Source organism: Hydrogenophaga sp. (assembly GCF_018780075.1).
Taxonomy (GTDB): domain Bacteria; phylum Pseudomonadota; class Gammaproteobacteria; order Burkholderiales; family Burkholderiaceae_C; genus Hydrogenophaga.
This window is the reverse complement of record NZ_JADMKB010000014.1, coordinates 1-16,647: the sequence shown is the minus strand read 5'-3', so window position 1 is coordinate 16,647 and position 16,647 is coordinate 1. Positions and strand designations below refer to the sequence as shown.

The following is a 16,647-nucleotide window of genomic DNA, read 5'->3' as shown; positions in this document are numbered from 1 at the left end:
GGTTCTGCCTGGCGTTTCTGCCCCGCTGACACCAACCATCAACCGCCCCTTCCACCGCGCCATGAAAAAGCAAGACCCGTCCCAACCCCGGCTGCCCGCCGCCATCTGGGTGCTGGGCTTCGTGAGCCTGCTGATGGACATTTCGTCCGAGATGGTGCACAGCCTGCTGCCGCTGTTCATGGTGGGCACCCTGGGCGCGAGCGCCCTGGTGGTGGGCGTGATCGAGGGGCTGGCCGAGGCCACGGCGCTGATCGTCAAGGTGTTCTCGGGCGTGCTGAGCGACTGGTGGGGCCAGCGCAAGCGGCTGGCGGTGTTCGGCTACGCCCTGGGCGCGCTGACCAAGCCGCTGTTTGCGCTGGCGCCGGGCATCGGCACCGTACTGACCGCGCGCCTGCTTGACCGCGTGGGCAAGGGGATTCGCGGCGCGCCGCGCGATGCGCTGGTGGCCGACATCGCGCCGCCCGACATGCGCGGGGCGGCCTTCGGCCTGCGCCAGTCGCTCGACACGGTGGGCGCCTTCCTCGGCCCGTTGCTGGCGGTGGGCCTGATGCTGCTCTGGGCCAACGACTTCCGCGCGGTGTTCTGGGTGGCGGTGGTGCCGGGCCTGCTCTCGGTGGGGCTGCTGGTGGCGGGCGTGCGCGAGCCCGACCGGCCCGCGGGCCAGCGGCGCAGCAACCCGATCCGGCGCGAGAACCTGCGCCGCCTGGGCGGCGCCTACTGGTGGGTGGTGGGCCTGGGCGCTGTGTTCACGCTGGCGCGCTTCAGCGAGGCGTTTCTGGTGCTGCGTGCGGCGCAGAGCGGCGTGCCGGTGGCGCTGGTCCCGCTGGTGATGGTGGCGATGAACCTGGTGTACGCGGCATCGGCCTACCCCTTTGGGCGCTTGTCCGACCGCATGGACCACCGGACGCTGCTGGCCCTGGGCCTGGCGGTGCTGATCGCGGCCGACCTGGTGCTGGCGGCCCAGGCGCACTGGGCCGCGGTGCTGGCCGGTGTGGCGTTGTGGGGCCTGCACATGGGCATGACGCAGGGCCTGCTGGCGACCATGGTGGCGGACACCGCGCCGGCCGACCTGCGCGGCACGGCCTTCGGCTTCTTCAACCTGGTCAGCGGCGTGGCGCTGCTGCTGTCCAGCGCCATCGCCGGCCTGCTGTGGGACCGGCTGGGCGCCTCGTTCACGTTCTACGCCGGGGCCGGGTTCAGCGGCCTGGCCTTGCTGGGGCTGGCGCTGCGGCGGCGCTGAGCGACCCGCTCAGTGCCCATGCCGGTGGTGCACGTCGGGCGCGTGCGGGTGGGCGTGGTGCAGCGGACTGTGGTGGTGCGGGTGGCTGTGCGGGCCGGCGGGCATGGGGGTGTGGCGGTGCAGGTGGTGGCCGTCGTCGTGGGTGTGGGCGTGTTCGTGGTCCATGGCCTCGTGATCGTGGTCGTGGCCGTGGTCTTCGGCCAGGTGGATCAGCACCCCGGCCACCATGAGCACGCCGCCCGCCAGCAGCAGCCCGCTGGCCGAACGCTCGCCCAGGGCGAACGCGCCCAGGGCGCCGATGAAGGGTGCGAACGCGAACACCGAGCCGGTGCGCGCCGCGCCAAAGTGCCGTTGCGCCAGCAGGTAGAAGCGCAGGCTCAGTCCATACCCGGTGGCGCCCACGGCGAGCAGGGCCAGCGCCGCCCGCCACGCCGGCATCGGCTCGCCCCAGGCCAGCGCCAGCGCGGTGGTGACGCTGGCCCCCAGCGCGGCCTTGGCGAGCACCACCTGCCCGGGGTCGCGCTCGGCCACGCCGCGCGAGAGCGTGTTGTCCACCCCCCAGGCCACGGTGGCCACCGCCACCGCGAGCAGGCCGAGCAGTTGCACCTGGCCCGAGAGGCCCTGGTCGATCACCAGCAGGGCGCCACCGGCCAGCAGCAGCGCCACCGCGGCCTTGACCCGGCCGTCCAGCACCTCGCCGTACCAGCGCCAGGCCAGCACCGCGGTGAACACGGCTTCGAGCGTGAGCAGCAGCGAGGCGCTGGCGCCGCTGGTGCGCTGCAGGCCCCAGGCCAGCGCCACGGGGCCGATGACGGCGCCCGCCGCCACCATGGCGAGCAGGCGCGGGGCGTCGCTGCGGCGCAGCGGTGCTTCGGCCGTGGCGCCACGGCGCTGCCACAGCGCCACCACCGCCGCGCCGGCGTAGAGCAGCGCGGCGGTGCTGAAGGCCCCAAGGCCCTGGCCGAAACGCTGCACCAGCGGCGTGCTCAGGCCAAACAGCGCCGCGGCCAGCAGGGCGAGCCCACCACCGCGCAAAACGGGCGAGGCCATGGCGCTCACCGCCCGGTGTGGTTGGCGGCGATGAAGTTGCCGGTCGGCGAGAAGAAGAGGTAGAGCGTCTGCTTGGCCGTGTCGGGCGCGGCGGGGTTCTTGAACGACAGCTTCCACTCCTGGCCCTTCTGGCCGTCCACCAGCTCGGCCTTGTCGAGCGCCACGGCCTGCCAGGAGGGGTCGAGCTTGCCGGCCTTGACCAGCGCGGCCTTGCGCCTGGCGCCGCAGTCGGTGACCACGGTTTCGGTGGCCGGTTTGTTGCCGTGGAAGTGGCAGCTGCCCCCCGCATCGGCGAGCGCGACGGGCGCGGCGGACAGGGACATGAGCAGGGCGGCGACGGTGGTGAGGGTTTTCATGGTGGGTCCTTTCGGAAAGTGTCGGTCAGAAAGCAGGAGAGGGGAAAGGTTCACAGGCCGTCGCGGCTGGTGTCGCGGGTGTCTTCCACGGCCATGTCCTCGTGCGCGTGGCGGTGTTCGGCGGCGGGGAAGCGGAAGCTGTCGGGCGCCACGTCGTGCTGGTGGCCGTGCAGCTGGGTGAACAGCAGGTAGACACCGGCGTAGAACAGGGCCGTGTTGGCCAAGACGCTGAAGCGCTGGAACGAGGGGCGGTGCCGCCACAGCGAGAGCGCGCCCACCATCACCACCAGCCCGGCGATCTGGCCCAGCTCGACACCGACGTTGAAGCTGAGGATGCGCCCGAGCATGGCGGCGGTGCCGTCGCCCAGCGGCAGCTGCTGCAGCCGGGTCGACAGACCGAAGCCGTGCAGCAGGCCGAAGCCGAACACCATCCACAACAGGTTGGGCGAGGCCATCTGGAAGTGCTTCTGGAAGCCGCCGTTGTTGTCGAAGGACTTGTACATCACGCTCAGGGCAATGATGGCGTCGACCAGGTAGTAGCTCCAGGTGATCTGGAGCAGCGTGGCGAAGACCAGCGTGAGGCTGTGCCCCAGGGTGAAGACGGTGACGAACTTGACCACGTCCTTGAACGAGGCGAGGAAGAACACCACGCCGAAGAGGAACAGCAGGTGGTCGTAGCCCGTGAGCATGTGGCTGGCGCCCAGGCCCACGTATTGCAGATAGCCGCCGTCAAGCATGCGCTGACGGTCGGCCTCGGAGATGCCGTGGGCCAGCGCGGCCAGCGGCGCGAGGGCCAGGGCGAGCGACAGCCAGGCGGCCGCGCTTCGGAAGCGGAAATACAACATGTGCGTCCTGTGTCTGATGGAGCAACCGGCCGCCGGGCCGGCGGCACGGGCCACCTCACGCGAGCGTTGCCGCGCGAGGCTGGGCGCCGCGCAGGCGCCCGGGAGGTGTCAGACCGGGAACCGGGGAGGCCGGAGCAGACCCTCGGGATCGGCCGAGGGTGGCTGAACCGGGGTCCATGCCCTAGGGACGCAGCGCGACGGGATCAGCGCAGGCGGGGCCGACGCCACGGGCAGGCCCTGGCACTGCACGCCCTCGCTGGCGTGGGCGTGGTGGGGGCCGTGATCGTCGCCGTCCGGGGTGTCGTCCATCAGCAGCGTGGCGTCGAGGTCGTGGCCCAGGCCCCCGTTCGGGTCGGGGTGCTGGTGGTGCCCGTGATCGATCGCATGCGCCAGCTCGTGCGCCAGGCGCTCGGCCGGCCCGGTCCGCTGCGTGGGCAGCGCCCAGGCCACGGATTGCAGCAGCAGGCCGAACAGCAGGAGCCAGGTGGTGAGGGCGGGTTTCACAGGGCCGGATTTTATCGGCGACTTCCCGGCCCGCGCGCGAAGACAGGGCTCCAGCCCCCGTCGCGCCCCGGGCTCACCAGGTCGACAGGTCCGAGGTTACCGCCACCTCGGGCAGGGTGAAGTGGAAGGCCGCGCCCTCACCGACGGCGCCCTCGCCGCGCACCTCGCCGCCGTGGCGGCGGATCACCCGGCTGACCGTCGCCAGGCCCACACCCGACCCCTCGAACTCGTGGTGCGCGTGCAGCCGCTTGAACGGCTGGAACAGCTGCCCGGCGTAGGCCATGTCGAAGCCCGCGCCGTTGTCGCGCACGCAGAAGGTGGTCATCCCGTCCGCGCGCCGCTCCTGGGTGAATGCAATCCGGCCCTGCGGCGTCTGGCCGGTGTATTTCCAGGCGTTGCCCAGCAGGTTCTGCAGCACCACCCGCATCAGGCCGGGGTCGGCCATCGCCTGCAGCCCGACCTCGATGTCCCAGTCCACCTCCCGCTGCGGCTCGGAGCGCTGCAGATCGCCCGCGATCGACAGCGCCAGCTCGCTCAGGTTCACCGGTTCATGCCGCATCCCGGCGCGGTTCAGGTGCGTCAGCGACAGCAGGTCCGTGATCAGCTGCCCCATGCGGCGCGAGCCATCCTGGATGCGCTGCAGGTGCCTGCGGCCCGCGTCGGAGAGATGGTCGACCTCCTCTTCCTCCAGCACGCAGGCAAAGCCGTGGATGCTGCGCAGCGGCGTGCGCAGGTCGTGCGAGACGCTGTAGGCAAAGGCCTCCAGCTCCCGGTTGGCCTGCGCCAGTTCGCGCGTGCGCTCGGCCACGCGCGACTCCAGTTCGTCGTTGAGCTGCTGCAGCGCCAGCTGCGCCGTGCGCACCTCGGTGATGTCCAGCACCGTGCCCATGCTGCGCACCGGCCGGTCACCCTCGTACTCGGTCACGCCCCGCTCGCGCACATACTTCACCCGCCCGCCGGGCAACAGCACCCGGTGCACCACGTTGTAGGTCCGGCGATCCCGGATGGAGGCGTCGAGGGCCTGCTGCACCAGAGCCCGGTCCTCCGGGTGCACCCACCTCAGGAAGTGCTCGAACGACGGGTGCACCAGCCCCGGATCGACCTCGAAGATGCGGTACACCTCGTCGGACCACCGCAGCTGGCCCGAGCCCAGGTCGTGCTCCCAGCTGCCCAGGCCCGCCAGCTGCTGCGCCTCTTTCAGCCCCGCCTCGCTGCGCGCCAGCGCCCGCTGGCTGCGCGCCATGCGCCACTGGTCGCGCACGATCACGCCGCCAAAGCCCAGCAACAGCAGCGACAGCACCCCCGTCACCAGCAGGTTGCGCCGCAGCGCGGGCGCCAGCGGCGCCAGCACCGAGTCGTCGGCCAGCCCGATCGACACCACCAGGCCCGAATCGGCCAGGCGGTGCCAGCCGTAGGTGCGCGGCGCGTGGTCGACCACGTCGTCCACGCGGTAGGTGCCGTGCATCAGATTCGGGTCGGTCCGGAACGGCCGGTCGGCGGGCGCCTTTCGGCCCATCGACGTCTCGTTGCCCTCGCTGCGGGCCAGGTAATGGCCGTCCGGGTGCACCAGCGAGACCACGTCCAGGTCCGACAGCTCCACCGTGCCCAGTTCGCGGGCGATGTACGCCGACTCCACCACCATGTAGATCACCCCGTCGAAAAGCCCCTGGCGCAGCACGGGTCGATCCACCACAAACACCCAGCGCCCGGTCAGGCGCGAACGCACGGTCGCCGACACCCGCATCGCGTCGGGGTCCTGGCGCGCCACCCGGAAGCTGTTGCGGTCGCCCACGTACACACCGGTGTCCAGGCCCAGGCTGTTGTAGACCAGATACCCGTTGGCGTCGGCCACCGACACGTGCGAGACCAGGCCCGGCGGCAGGCTGGCCAGGGCGTTCTTGGCCAGCACGTCGAAACGTTCCCGCGGCTCGCGCACCCAGTGGTCGCGCAGCGTCCGAAGCGTGACGTCCATCGTGTTGAGCTGCGCCTGCACCTGCCCGGCCATGGCATCGGCCAGGTGCAGGCTGCGCTGCTCGGACTGCAGCAGCACCTGCTCGCGCAGCTGCGACTGCGCGTGCAGCGACTGCCACCACAGCACCCCCGCCGCGACCATGGTGAACACCGCCGCCAGCAGGGCAAAGGAACGGGGAAACGGTTTCACCGGGGAACCTCTCCCCCAGGGGTGGGCCCCGATACGGGGCGATCGGCTGCAATGCTCACAACGACGGTCTCTTTTGGATGGGGCCTGACGGCAGGCCCGGCTGGCTGGCCCCGATTCTGGCGCGTGGACCTTACGCGAGGCGGATACGGTGACCCGCATTCCCTTCATTTCGTCACGGAGGGCCACAAGTTGAGGGTTCGGCCCGGCCGTCCGGCCCAGGGCGCCACCGCGGCGGATGGACGCCCCTGGACGGTCGGTCGGTGGGGTTCAGGCTTGAATATAAGTAATTACTCAATTACATTTGACCCCATGCCCAGCAAACAACCCACACGCACCCGCCAGGCCGAACTGGTGGCCGCCGCGCTGGCACTGGCGGCCGAGCGGAGCCCGGCCGCCGTGACCACCGCCGACCTGGCGCAGGCGGTGGGCATCACGCAGGGCGCGGTGTTCCGCCACTTCGAGAGCAAGGACGCGATCTGGCTCGCGGTGATCGACTTCGCCCACCAGGCGCTGCTGGCCCGACTGCACGCGGCCGCCGCCGCGCAGACCTTGCCGCTGGCGGCGCTGCGCGCGGTGTTCATGGCGCACGTGGGCTTTGTGGTGGAGCAGCCGGGCGTGCCCCGGGTGATTTTTCAGGAGCTGCAGCACCCCGAGGACACGCCGCTCAAAGCGCGCGTGCGTGGGCTGATGCAGGACTACCGCAGCCTGATCACCGGCCTGCTGCAACGGGCTCAGGCGGCCAAGCAGCTGGCACCGGGCACCGACCTGCAGGCGGCGGCGGTGCTGTTCATCGGCTCGGTGCAGGGGCTGGTGATGCAGTCGCTGCTGAGCGGCCAGGTGGGCGCGATGCGCGCGCTGGCACCCGCCGTGTTCGACCTTTTTCAACAGGCGATTGCCGCGCCGGCCACCCGCGCACGCAGCCCTCAGGAGACCCTCGCATGACGATGAAACCCCAAAACACACGCCGCCTGCTGCTGGGCGGCCTGGCGCTCGCGCTGGTGGCGGCACTGGCGTTTGTGGCGCTGCGCACCGGGCCGCTGGCGCCGGTGAAGGTGCAGGTGACGCAGGTGGCCAAAGGCCGCGTGGCGCCCGAGATTTTTGGCATCGGCCAGGTGGAGGCGCGGCGCAGCTGGATGGTGGGGCCGACCGTGGCCGGGCGCGTGCTGGCCGTGCAGGTGGACGTGGGCCAGGCGGTGCAGCCGGGCCAACCGCTGGCCGAGATGGACCCGGTGGACCTGGACCAGCGGCTGGCGGCGCTGGACGCCTCGCTGGCCCGCGCGCAGAGCGCGCAGCAGGCGGCGGGCGCACAGGTCAACGACGCGCAGGCGCGGCGCGCGCTGGCGGCGGCGAATCTGAAACGCAATGAAGACCTGGCACGGCAGGCCTTCATCAGCGCCGGGGCGCTGGAAGCGCGGTCGCAGGAAGTGGCTTCGGCCAGCGCGGGCGTGGCGGCGGCTCAAGCCAACCTGGGCGGCAGCGCGCAGGACATCACCCGGCTGCGCGCCGAGCGCGCGGGGCTGGCGCAGCAGCGCGGCAACCTGAAACTGGTCGCGCCCGCGGCGGCGGTGGTGACCGCGCGCGAGGCCGAGGCCGGCACCACGGTGGTGGCCGGCCAGGCCGTGCTGCGGCTGATGGACCCGGCCAGCCTGTGGGTGAAGCTGCGGGTGGACCAGGGCCGCAGCGCCGGACTGGCGCCGGGGCTGGTGGCGCGCATCACCCTGCGCTCGCGACCCGGTGAAACGCTGGCCGGCAAGGTCACGCGGGTCGAGGCGCTGGCCGACGCCGTGACCGAAGAGCGGCTGGCGATGGTGGCGTTTGACGCGCCGCCCGCGGGCGCGTCGCTGGGCGCTTCGGTGGGCGAGATGGCCGAGGTGACACTGCAGCTGCCGCCCACGGCCGAACGCCCGCTGCTGCCCAACGCGGCGGTGGTGCAGCACGAGGGCCGCACCGGCGTGTGGCGGCTCCAGGACGGCGCGCTCAGCTTCGCGCCAGTGACGCTGGGCGTGCAGGGCCTGGACGGCCAGGTGCAGGTGCTGGACGGCCTGAACGTGGGCGACACGGTGGTGCTCTACAGCCAGAGCGCGCTGAAAGCCAACGCGCGCATCGCGGTGGTGGCGCAGCTGGTGCCGGCGGGGGCCAACAAGTGATCAGCCTCGCGGGCCGCGACATCCTGCACGGCTGGAGCAAGTACGTGCTGACCGGGCTGGGCCTGGGGCTGCTGATCGGCGTGACGCTGACCATGGCGGGCGTGTACCGCGGCATGGTGGACGATGCACACGCGCTGCTCGCCAACAGCCGCGCCGACCTGTGGGTGGTGCAGAAGGACACGCAGGGGCCGTACGCCGAATCGTCGAGCCTCAAGGACGACGTGGTGCGCAGCGTGCGCGGCATGCCGGGCGTGGCGGCGGCGGCCAACGTGGCCTACCTCACCATGCAGGTGCAGCAAGGCGGCCGGGACAGCCGCGTGATGGTGGTCGGCATGGAGCCGGGCATGCCCGGCGCGCCCGGTTACCTGGTGGCGGGGCGGCACATCACGCGCAACCACTACGAGGCGGTGGCCGATGTGAAGACCGGCTTTGCGCTGGGCGATGTGGTGCGCATCCGCCGCCATGAGTACACGGTGGTGGGGCTGACGCGGCGCATGGTGTCGTCGGGCGGCGACCCGATGCTGTTCGTGCCCATGAAGGACGCGCAGGAAACGCAGTTTCTGAAAGACAACGACGCCATCGTCAACGACCGCGCGCGCACCGCCGCCAACCCGGCCTTCAACCGCCCGGGCAGCCCCGGCCTGCTCGAAGCGGTGCAGGCCCTTCAGACCAGCAGCCGCAGCGTGAACGCGGTGCTGGTGCAGGCCGCGCCCGGCTTCACCGCCGAACAGGTGGCCGAGCCGATCCGGCGCTGGAAACACCTGAGCGTGCACACCCGCGACCAGATGGAAGACATCCTGATCGTCAAGCTGATCGCCAATTCGGCCAAACAGATCGGCATGTTCCTGGTCATCCTGGCGGTCGTGAGCGCGGCCATCGTCGCCTTCATCATCTACACCATGACCATGGGCAAGCTGCGCGAGATCGCGGTGCTCAAGCTCATCGGCACGCGCGACCGCACCATCGCCGGCATGATCCTGCAGCAGGCGCTGGGCCTGGGCCTGATCGGCTTTGCGGTGGGCAAGGTGGCGGCCACGCTCTGGGCGCCGGCCTTCCCCAAATTCGTGCTGCTGCTGCCGGGCGATTCGGTCACCGGCCTGGTGCTCACGCTGGTGATCTGCGCGCTGGCCAGCACGCTGGCGATCCGGGTGGCGCTCAAGGTCGATCCGGGCGCGGCGATCGGATGAACCCCATGAACACCCCATCCCCCGGCGGCATCCTGATCGAAGGCCTGCGCAAGGTCTATGGCCACGGCGACACGGCCGTGGAAGCCCTGAAACACGTGAACATGCAGGTGGCGCCCGGCGAGGTGGTCGGCCTGGTCGGCCCCTCGGGCTCGGGCAAGAGCACGCTGCTCAAATGCCTGGGCGCCATCATCGAACCCACCAGCGGCAAGATGACGCTGGGCACCGAGGTGATCTACGACAACGGCTGGACCGTGAACGACCTGCGCGCGTTGCGGCGCGACCGCATCGGCTTCGTCTTCCAGGCGCCCTACCTGATCCCGTTTCTGGACGTGACCGACAACGTGGCCCTGCTGCCCATGCTGGCGGGCCAGCCGAACGCACAGGCGCGCGAACGCGCGCTGGAACTGCTGACCGCGCTGGACGTGCAGCACCGCGCCCAGGCCGAGCCCTCGCAACTCTCGGGCGGTGAGCAGCAGCGGGTGTCCATCGCCCGTGCGCTGGCCAACAGGCCGCCGGTCATATTGGCCGACGAGCCCACCGCGCCGCTGGACAGCGAGCGCGCGCTGGCCGTGATGCGCATCCTCAACCAGATGGCGCGGCAGGCGCAGACCGCCATCATCGTGGTGACGCACGACGAAAAGATCATCCCGACCTTCAAGCGGATCTACCACATCCGCGACGGCCAGACGGTGGAAGAAGCCGGCGAAGGGCGGGCGCTGGAAGACACCGCCACCCCCGCCCACCCTGGAGCGAAGGCGCCTCCATGACCACGTCCCGTCCCCTGAAAATCCTGGCCGGCATCGCCGTGGTGTTCGGCGCGCTCACGGTGTTCAGCGGCTGGCAGGGCCTGTTTGGCGACGCCGCCACCCGCGCGGCCCTGGGGCACACCGTGGGCTACGTGTTGTGGTTCAACTTTCTGGCGGGTTTCGCCTATGTGGCGGCCGGGCTGGGGCTGTGGCGCGGTGAACGCTGGGGTCTGTGGCTCGCGACGGCGCTGGCGCTGGGCACCGCGCTGGTGGCCGCGGCCTTCGGCCTGCATGTGCTGGGTGGTGGCGCCTTCGAGATGCGCACCGTGGGCGCGCTGGCGCTGCGCCTCGGGTTCTGGGCGGCCGTGGCCGCCGTGGGCTGGCGCCAACCGTCGTAGCATCGGCGCTTCGCCACTTGAACCGCCGCCCGCCATGACGACGCCCGCACCCCACCGCCGCCCCGTGTCCATTGCCCTGTCCATCGCCTTGAGCCTCGCCGCTGCCAGCGCCTGGGCGCAAGCCGCCCCACCCGCGCCGGCCGCTGTGGCACCTGCGGCCCCCGAAGCGACCACCGCCACCTGGGGCGCCGGGCTGCTGCTGAGCGCCGAGGTGTCGCCCTATCGGGGCGTGGGCAGCGAAGTGCGCTTGCTGCCGGTGCTGCAGTTCGAGAACCCCTGGGTCCGGGTCTTCGGCCCGGTGATCGACCTCAAGCTGCACGACGCCGAAAGCCGCCACCTCGCTCTGCGCCTGCGCTACGCCGACACCGGTTACGAGGCCAAGGATTCGGCCTTTCTGGCGGGCATGGCGGAGCGCAAGAACAGCGTGTGGCTGGGCGCGAAGGGGGAGTGGCGCAACGGCATCGGGCAGCTGTCGGGCGAGTGGCTGGCCGACGCCTCGGGCCACAGCAAAGGGCAGCAGCTGAAGGTGGTGGCAGAGACACTGAAGCACGTGGGTCCGGTCGGCATCGTGCCGCGCCTGGGCCTGGTCTGGCAGGACCGCAAGTATGTGGACTACCACTTCGGCGTGGACGCCTCAGAGGCCCGCGCCGGGCGTGAGGTCCACGCGGGCAAGGCCGCGCTGAGCACCGAAATCGGGGTGCGCCTGCTGCACCGGCTGGCCCCGCAGCAATCGGTGTTCCTGGACCTGAGCGCCACCGCGCTGGGCTCGGCCATCCAGGACAGCCCGCTGGTGGACCGCCGCTGGGTGTCGGCCGCGCGGCTGGGCTACGTTTACCGCTTCTGAATCTGAAGAAAGACACCCCCCGCGCCGCTTTGCGTCACCCCCCTCTCTCGCCTTCGGCGGGAGGGTGCGCGCTCCGGCGACATGTAAAACTGCGCATACAACGCCGTGAGCGGTCTGACGGGCGGCTACCATCGAACGATGCACTTCTTCGATGCCGACGCCACCCGAACCGCACTGCCCTTTGACCGCCTGATCCCCGCCCTGCGCGAGCGCTTCGCGGGCGGTTGTGAAACCCCTCCCCGCCACGTCCACGAGATCATCAGCCCCATCGGCGAGGCCGGCGGCGACCCCGCCGCGCGGCGCATGACCTCGCTGATCATGCCGGCCTGGATCGCCGGCAGGTACTACGGCGTGAAGATCGTCAACATCGCACCCGGCAACGCCAAGCGCGGCCTGCCCGGGCTGCACGCCACCTACATGCTGTTCGACGCGCGCACCGGCGCACCGCTGGCGCAGATGGACGGCGACGTGGTCACGGCGCGGCGCACGGCGGCGGCCTCGGCGCTGGCGGCCTCGTACATGGCGCGGGCCAACGCCAGCCACCTGCTGCTGGTCGGCGCCGGGCGCGTGGCGCGGCTGCTGCCCGAGGCCCACCGCACGGTGCGGCCCATCGATCGCGTGACGGTCTGGGCGCGGCGCGAGAGCGAGGCGCAGGCGCTGGCCGATCAGCTGCGCGGCCAGGGCTTCAACGCCAGCGCCACCAGCCAGCTCGCGGCGGCCTGCGGCGAGGCCGACATCGTGAGCTGCGCGACGCTCTCGACCGAGGCGCTGGTGCGCGGCGCCTGGCTCGCGCCGGGCTCGCACCTCGACCTGATCGGCAGCTTCACGCCCGCGATGCGCGAGGCCGACGACGCCTGCTTCGAGGGCGCGCGCCTGTTCCTCGACACCGACGAGGCGTTGCAAAAAAGCGGCGACCTGCTGATCCCGATGCAACACGGCGCGCTGCGCGCCGAAGATGTGCGCGGCACGCTGACCACGCTCTCCAAGGGGGTGGCCACCGGGCGCAAGAACGACACCGAGCGCACGGTGTTCAAGTCGGTCGGCACGGCGCTGGAAGACCTGGCGGCGGCGATCCTGGTGCACGAACAGTAAACACACCCCCGCCGCGCTGCGCGCGACCCCCTCCAGGGGGCGATGCGCGTGGCCCGGCGAAGCCGGTTCCACCGCATCCTGGGTTGGGTCATTTCGCGTCGGAGAATCCCCCGCGCACACCGCGCTTCCGGCGGCACCCTTTCATTCGCAGGGTTGAAGCCACCCGCCGACAATGGCGCGATGAACCGCCCACGCACGCTCTTCGCCCTGTCGGGTCTGATCACGGCGCTCCTGCCGCTGACCACGGCGGCCCAGACCGCCAAGCCGCCCACCACCTGCCCCGCCCTGCTCTCGCACAGCTTTGCCCGCCTGCAGGACGAGGCGCCCCAGAACCTGTGCCAGTACGCGGGCAAGGTGCTGCTGGTGGTGAACACGGCGAGCTACTGCGGCTTCACCCGCCAGTACGAGGGGCTGGAGGCGCTGCACGCCAGGTACGAAAAACGCGGCCTGGTGATCCTCGGTTTCCCGGCCAACGACTTCGGCCAGCAGGAGCCGGGCAACACCCAGGCCATCGCCGACCTGTGTTTCAACACCTATGGCGTGAAGTTCCCGATGTTCAGCAAGACGGCCGTGGTGGGCCCGCAGCGCAACGCCTTCTACACGCAGCTGTTCCAGGCGACGAAGGCCGCGCCGCAGTGGAACTTCCACAAGTACCTGATCGCCCGCGACGGCCAGACGGTGAGCAGTTTCCAGAGCGCGGTGGAGCCGGGCAGCGCGGCGCTGACGGCGGCCATCGAGAGCGCCTTGAAGGCAACGCCCTGATCCACAGGATGAAGTACCTCCGCCCTTCGGGCTGCGGTGCGAGCTGGCTTGGGAGCGACCCGGCGCGGCGCTCAAACGTCGTCGCCAGCGTCTTCCAGCGGCGGCAACAACCCACCCTCCGTGTTCAGCGCGCGGGCCTGGGCCAGCAGCAGGTCCATCAGCTCGCTCAGGCGCTCGCGCTGCTCGGGTGAAAAAGGCGCCAGCAACTCGCGCTGGATGACCGCGATGCGCGGGAACACCTCGGCGTAGACCCGCCGCCCCTCGTCCGTCAGGAACACGTGCACCTCGCGCCGGTCGGAGGGCCTGGGCTCGCGGCGCACCAGCTTCTTGTCGACCAGCCGCGTGAGCGTGCGCGAGGTGCGCGCGCGGTCGAGCATGGCGCGCTCGGCCAGCTCGGAACTGAGCACGCCCTCGTCGTCGGCCAGGCAGGACAACACGCGCCACTCGCGCCGCGTGATGCCGTAGTCGCGCTCGCACATGCGCACCACCAGCGGGCCCGCGGTGGCGTGGATGCGGTAGAGCCGGTAGAGCAGCAGGTCGTTCTGCCCCTGCGGGTCGGTCATGCGGTCGTGGGCGGGCATCGGGTGGAAGGGTCTCAGGGAAAACACCGGGAACGATTGATTTCTGCAATTGATTGTGAATGCCTAGCATGGCCGGTTCCAGCGGGGAAACACCCGCGCCCACCGGAGACCACCATGCACACACGCGCTTTCATGATCCGCACCCTGGCCCTGGCCGCCGCCGGTGCCCTGCTCCCCGCCCTGGCCCTGTCGCAGGACAAACCGCCTTTGAAAATCGTGGTGGGCTTCCCACCCGGCGGCTCAGCCGATTTGCTGGCGCGGCTGATGGCTGAGGGGCTGAAGAACGACTTCTCGCAGGTGATCGTGGAGAACAAGCCGGGCGCGGCCGGCCGCATCGCGCTGGGCCTGGTCAAGCGCGCGCCGGCCGACGGCCAGACCGTGGTGCTGCTGCCCAGCGGGCCGATGGTGCTGTTCCCCCACGTCTACAAGAAGCTGGAGTACGACGCGGTGAGCGATTTCACGCCCATCTCGCTGCTGGCCCACTTCCAGTTCAGCGTGGTCGCCGGCGCCGGGGTGCCGGTGAAGAACGTGAAGGACATGATCGCGCGCGCCAAGGCCGAGCCGGGCAAAGGCACCTACGGCACGCCGGGCCTGGGGTCGCTGCCGCACTTCATGGGCGTGATGTTCGGCCAGAAGGCCGGCGCCGAGCTGAACCACGTGCCGTTCCAGGGCGGCGGCCCGGCCAACACGGCGCTGCTGGGCGGCCACATCGACTACAAGTTCGACGTGGTGACCGAAACCGCCGAGCTGCACCGCGCCGGCAAGGTGCGCATCATCGGCGTGACCGGCCGTCAGCGCGACCCGCAGGTGCCCGAGGTGCCCACGCTCCAGGAACAGGGCGTGGACATGGTGGCCACCGCCTGGTTCGGCATGTACGGCCCGGCCGGCCTCAAGCCCGAGGTGCGCGACATGCTGAGCGCCGCTGTGGCCAAAGCCATCAAGACCCCCGCCCTGCGCGCCAAGCTGATCGAGCAGGGCTACGAGCCCGTGGGCTCCACGCCCGCCGAACTGGCCACCGCGCAGGCCGCCGACCTGAAACGCTGGGAGGCCCCGATCAAGGCCACCGGCGTGCAGATGGACTGACCCTTTTCTCCCCTCCCCCGCAAAGACCTCACATGAACCCGATCCGCCGCAACGCCATGGTCGCCCTGGGCGCCATTTCCCTGGCCACCACCTTCTGTGCCCCTGCGCTGGCCCAGGCGCCCGCCTGGCCCACCAAGCCGGTGCGCATCGTCAACAACTTCCCGGCGGGCGGGCCGGCGGACATCATCGCGCGCGCGGTCGCCGAGGCGCTGCAGAAGAGCAGTGGCCAGAGCGTGATCGTGGAGAACAAACCCGGCGCGGGCGGCAACATCGGCGCGGCCGAGGTGGCCAGGGCCGCCGCCGACGGGAACACCGTGTTCTTCGGCATCGACACGGCCTTCACCGTGAACCCGCACATCTTCCCCAGCATGCCCTTCAAGCTGGGCAACAAGGTGGGTGACTTGCGGCCGCTGGTGGTGATTTCGTCCAACGGCCTGCTGCTCGGCACCTCGGCGGCCAAGGGCATCCGATCCATGCCGGAGCTGATCGGCGCAGGCAAGTCGCGCGGGGTGAACTTCAGCTCCGGCGGGCCAGGCAGCCCCGGCCACCTGGGCGTGGCCATCTTCTCGCAGGCGGCCCACATCAAGATCACCCACGTGCCCTACAAAGGCAACTCACCGGCGGTGCTGGCGCTGCTGTCGGGCGAGGTGGACGGTGGCATCCTCTCCAGCACCGGCATGCTGCCGCACGTGAAGTCGGGCAAGGTGGTGCCGATCGCCATCACCAGCCGCCAGCGCAGCGGCCTGCTGCCCGAGGTGCCCACCGTGGCCGAGCTGGGCTACCCCGATCTGGAAAACGAGGTGATCACGCTGTGCATGGTGCCCGGCGCCACGCCCGAGCCGCTGGTGGCCGCGATGCAGAAGGCCGTGCTGGACTTGGTCGGCTCGACCGCGCTGAAGGAGCGCATGGCCTCGATGGACATGCGTTACGAGGGCCTCACCGGCGCCGCCGCGACCCAGCGCCTGGCCAAGCTCTCGACGCGCTACGCCAAGATCGTCAAGGCGACCGACATGAAGGTGGAGTGAACGTGACCCGCCCCAACATCCTCTACATCGTCAGCGACGACCTGGGCTACGCCGACCTGGGCTGCTACGGCGGCCGCCAGGCGGGCTTCGGCGCCGTGTCGCCGAACATCGACGCGCTGGCCGCCGGTGGCCTGAAGCTCACCGAGGGCTACAGCAACTCGCCGGTGTGTTCGCCCACGCGCTTCGCGATGGCCACCATGCGCTACCAGTACCGCCTGCGCGGCGCGCTGGACGAGCCCATCAACAGCCGCAGCAAGGGCAGCGCCACGCTGGGCCTGCCGCCCGAGATGCCCACCCTGCCCTCGCTGCTGAAAGACGCGGGCTACCGCACCGCACTGATCGGCAAGTGGCACCTGGGCTACCCGCCGCACTTCGGCCCGCTGCGCTCGGGCTACGAAGAGTTCTTCGGCATCATGGCCGGCGGCGTGGACTACTTCACCCACTGCTCGTCCAGCGGCGACCACGACCTGTACATCAATGACGAGACGCACAAGGAAGTGGGCTACCTGACCGACGTGTTCTCGAACAAGGCGGTGGCGCACGTGAGGGAGCGTGCGGCCGAGGCGCGCAGCGGCACGCCCTTCTTCCTGAGCCTGCACTACACCGCGCCGCACTGGCCCTGGGAA

General features: G+C 70.8%; 18 protein-coding genes. 12 read left to right on the top strand and 6 right to left on the bottom strand.

The window, feature by feature from the left end:
* Positions 1-61 precede the first annotated feature (61 nt).
* Complete coding sequence (locus IV088_RS04775) at positions 62-1,240, top strand: MFS transporter (RefSeq protein ID WP_291098451.1); 1,179 nt, start codon at positions 62-64, stop codon at positions 1,238-1,240.
* A 9-nt stretch (positions 1,241-1,249) separates the two neighbouring features.
* Here IV088_RS04775 and IV088_RS04770 read toward each other — a convergent pair whose 3' ends face one another.
* The 5 genes from IV088_RS04770 to IV088_RS04750 all read right to left on the bottom strand — a co-directional run bounded on the left by IV088_RS04770 (position 1,250) and on the right by IV088_RS04750 (position 6,156).
* Positions 1,250-2,290 carry an EamA family transporter gene (locus IV088_RS04770; protein WP_291098448.1) on the bottom strand — a complete coding sequence of 347 codons (1,041 nt, stop codon included), beginning with the start codon at positions 2,288-2,290 and terminating at the stop codon, positions 1,250-1,252.
* A 5-nt stretch (positions 2,291-2,295) separates the two neighbouring features.
* Positions 2,296-2,646 carry a DUF6488 family protein gene (locus IV088_RS04765; RefSeq protein ID WP_291098445.1) on the bottom strand — a complete coding sequence of 117 codons (351 nt, stop codon included), beginning with the start codon at positions 2,644-2,646 and terminating at the stop codon, positions 2,296-2,298.
* Between the two features lie 50 nt (positions 2,647-2,696).
* A complete protein-coding gene (locus IV088_RS04760; protein WP_291098442.1) occupies positions 2,697-3,491 on the bottom strand; it encodes a HupE/UreJ family protein in 795 nt (264 codons plus the stop codon).
* Positions 3,492-3,599: 108 nt separating this feature from the next.
* Positions 3,600-3,995, bottom strand: a complete 396-nt coding sequence (locus IV088_RS04755) for a hypothetical protein (RefSeq protein WP_291098439.1) — start codon at positions 3,993-3,995, stop codon at positions 3,600-3,602.
* 73 nt (positions 3,996-4,068) lie between these two features.
* Positions 4,069-6,156, bottom strand: coding sequence for an ATP-binding protein (locus IV088_RS04750; RefSeq protein ID WP_291098437.1), 2,088 nt, complete (start codon positions 6,154-6,156; stop codon positions 4,069-4,071).
* Between the two features lie 309 nt (positions 6,157-6,465).
* Between IV088_RS04750 and IV088_RS04745 the strand changes: the two genes are divergently transcribed.
* The 8 genes from IV088_RS04745 to IV088_RS04710 all read left to right on the top strand — a co-directional run bounded on the left by IV088_RS04745 (position 6,466) and on the right by IV088_RS04710 (position 13,332).
* Positions 6,466-7,098 carry a TetR family transcriptional regulator gene (locus IV088_RS04745; RefSeq protein WP_291098434.1) on the top strand — a complete coding sequence of 211 codons (633 nt, stop codon included), beginning with the start codon at positions 6,466-6,468 and terminating at the stop codon, positions 7,096-7,098.
* Complete coding sequence (locus IV088_RS04740) at positions 7,095-8,303, top strand: efflux RND transporter periplasmic adaptor subunit (RefSeq protein ID WP_291098431.1); 1,209 nt, start codon at positions 7,095-7,097, stop codon at positions 8,301-8,303. Before IV088_RS04745 ends, IV088_RS04740 begins: the two co-directional genes overlap by 4 nt.
* A complete protein-coding gene (locus tag IV088_RS04735; protein ID WP_291098428.1) occupies positions 8,300-9,490 on the top strand; it encodes an ABC transporter permease in 1,191 nt (396 codons plus the stop codon). Before IV088_RS04740 ends, IV088_RS04735 begins: the two co-directional genes overlap by 4 nt.
* Before the next feature lie 5 nt (positions 9,491-9,495).
* Entirely contained in the window at positions 9,496-10,257 is a 762-nt protein-coding gene (locus IV088_RS04730) for an ABC transporter ATP-binding protein (RefSeq protein ID WP_367171568.1), read from the top strand.
* On the top strand, positions 10,254-10,634 hold the full coding sequence (locus tag IV088_RS04725; protein ID WP_291098423.1) for a hypothetical protein: 381 nt from the start codon (positions 10,254-10,256) through the stop codon (positions 10,632-10,634). The genes IV088_RS04730 and IV088_RS04725 overlap by 4 nt, the downstream gene beginning before the upstream one ends.
* A gap of 34 nt (positions 10,635-10,668) precedes the next feature.
* Entirely contained in the window at positions 10,669-11,478 is an 810-nt protein-coding gene (locus IV088_RS04720) for a MipA/OmpV family protein (protein ID WP_291098421.1), read from the top strand.
* A gap of 138 nt (positions 11,479-11,616) precedes the next feature.
* Positions 11,617-12,570 carry an ornithine cyclodeaminase family protein gene (locus IV088_RS04715; RefSeq protein WP_291098418.1) on the top strand — a complete coding sequence of 318 codons (954 nt, stop codon included), beginning with the start codon at positions 11,617-11,619 and terminating at the stop codon, positions 12,568-12,570.
* 180 nt (positions 12,571-12,750) lie between these two features.
* Entirely contained in the window at positions 12,751-13,332 is a 582-nt protein-coding gene (locus IV088_RS04710; RefSeq protein WP_291098415.1) for a glutathione peroxidase, read from the top strand.
* A 71-nt stretch (positions 13,333-13,403) separates the two neighbouring features.
* Here the strand turns inward: IV088_RS04710 and IV088_RS04705 are convergent, their stop codons facing one another.
* On the bottom strand, positions 13,404-13,913 hold the full coding sequence (locus IV088_RS04705; RefSeq protein ID WP_291098412.1) for a MarR family winged helix-turn-helix transcriptional regulator: 510 nt from the start codon (positions 13,911-13,913) through the stop codon (positions 13,404-13,406).
* A 114-nt stretch (positions 13,914-14,027) separates the two neighbouring features.
* Between IV088_RS04705 and IV088_RS04700 the strand changes: the two genes are divergently transcribed.
* The 3 genes from IV088_RS04700 to IV088_RS04690 all read left to right on the top strand — a co-directional run.
* Entirely contained in the window at positions 14,028-14,996 is a 969-nt protein-coding gene (locus IV088_RS04700; protein WP_291098409.1) for a tripartite tricarboxylate transporter substrate binding protein, read from the top strand.
* Positions 14,997-15,028: 32 nt separating this feature from the next.
* Entirely contained in the window at positions 15,029-16,021 is a 993-nt protein-coding gene (locus tag IV088_RS04695) for a tripartite tricarboxylate transporter substrate binding protein (protein WP_291098406.1), read from the top strand.
* Positions 16,022-16,023: 2 nt separating this feature from the next.
* Positions 16,024-16,647, top strand: a 624-nt coding sequence (locus tag IV088_RS04690) for a sulfatase-like hydrolase/transferase (protein WP_291098404.1), incomplete at its 3' end; no start/stop codon positions are given.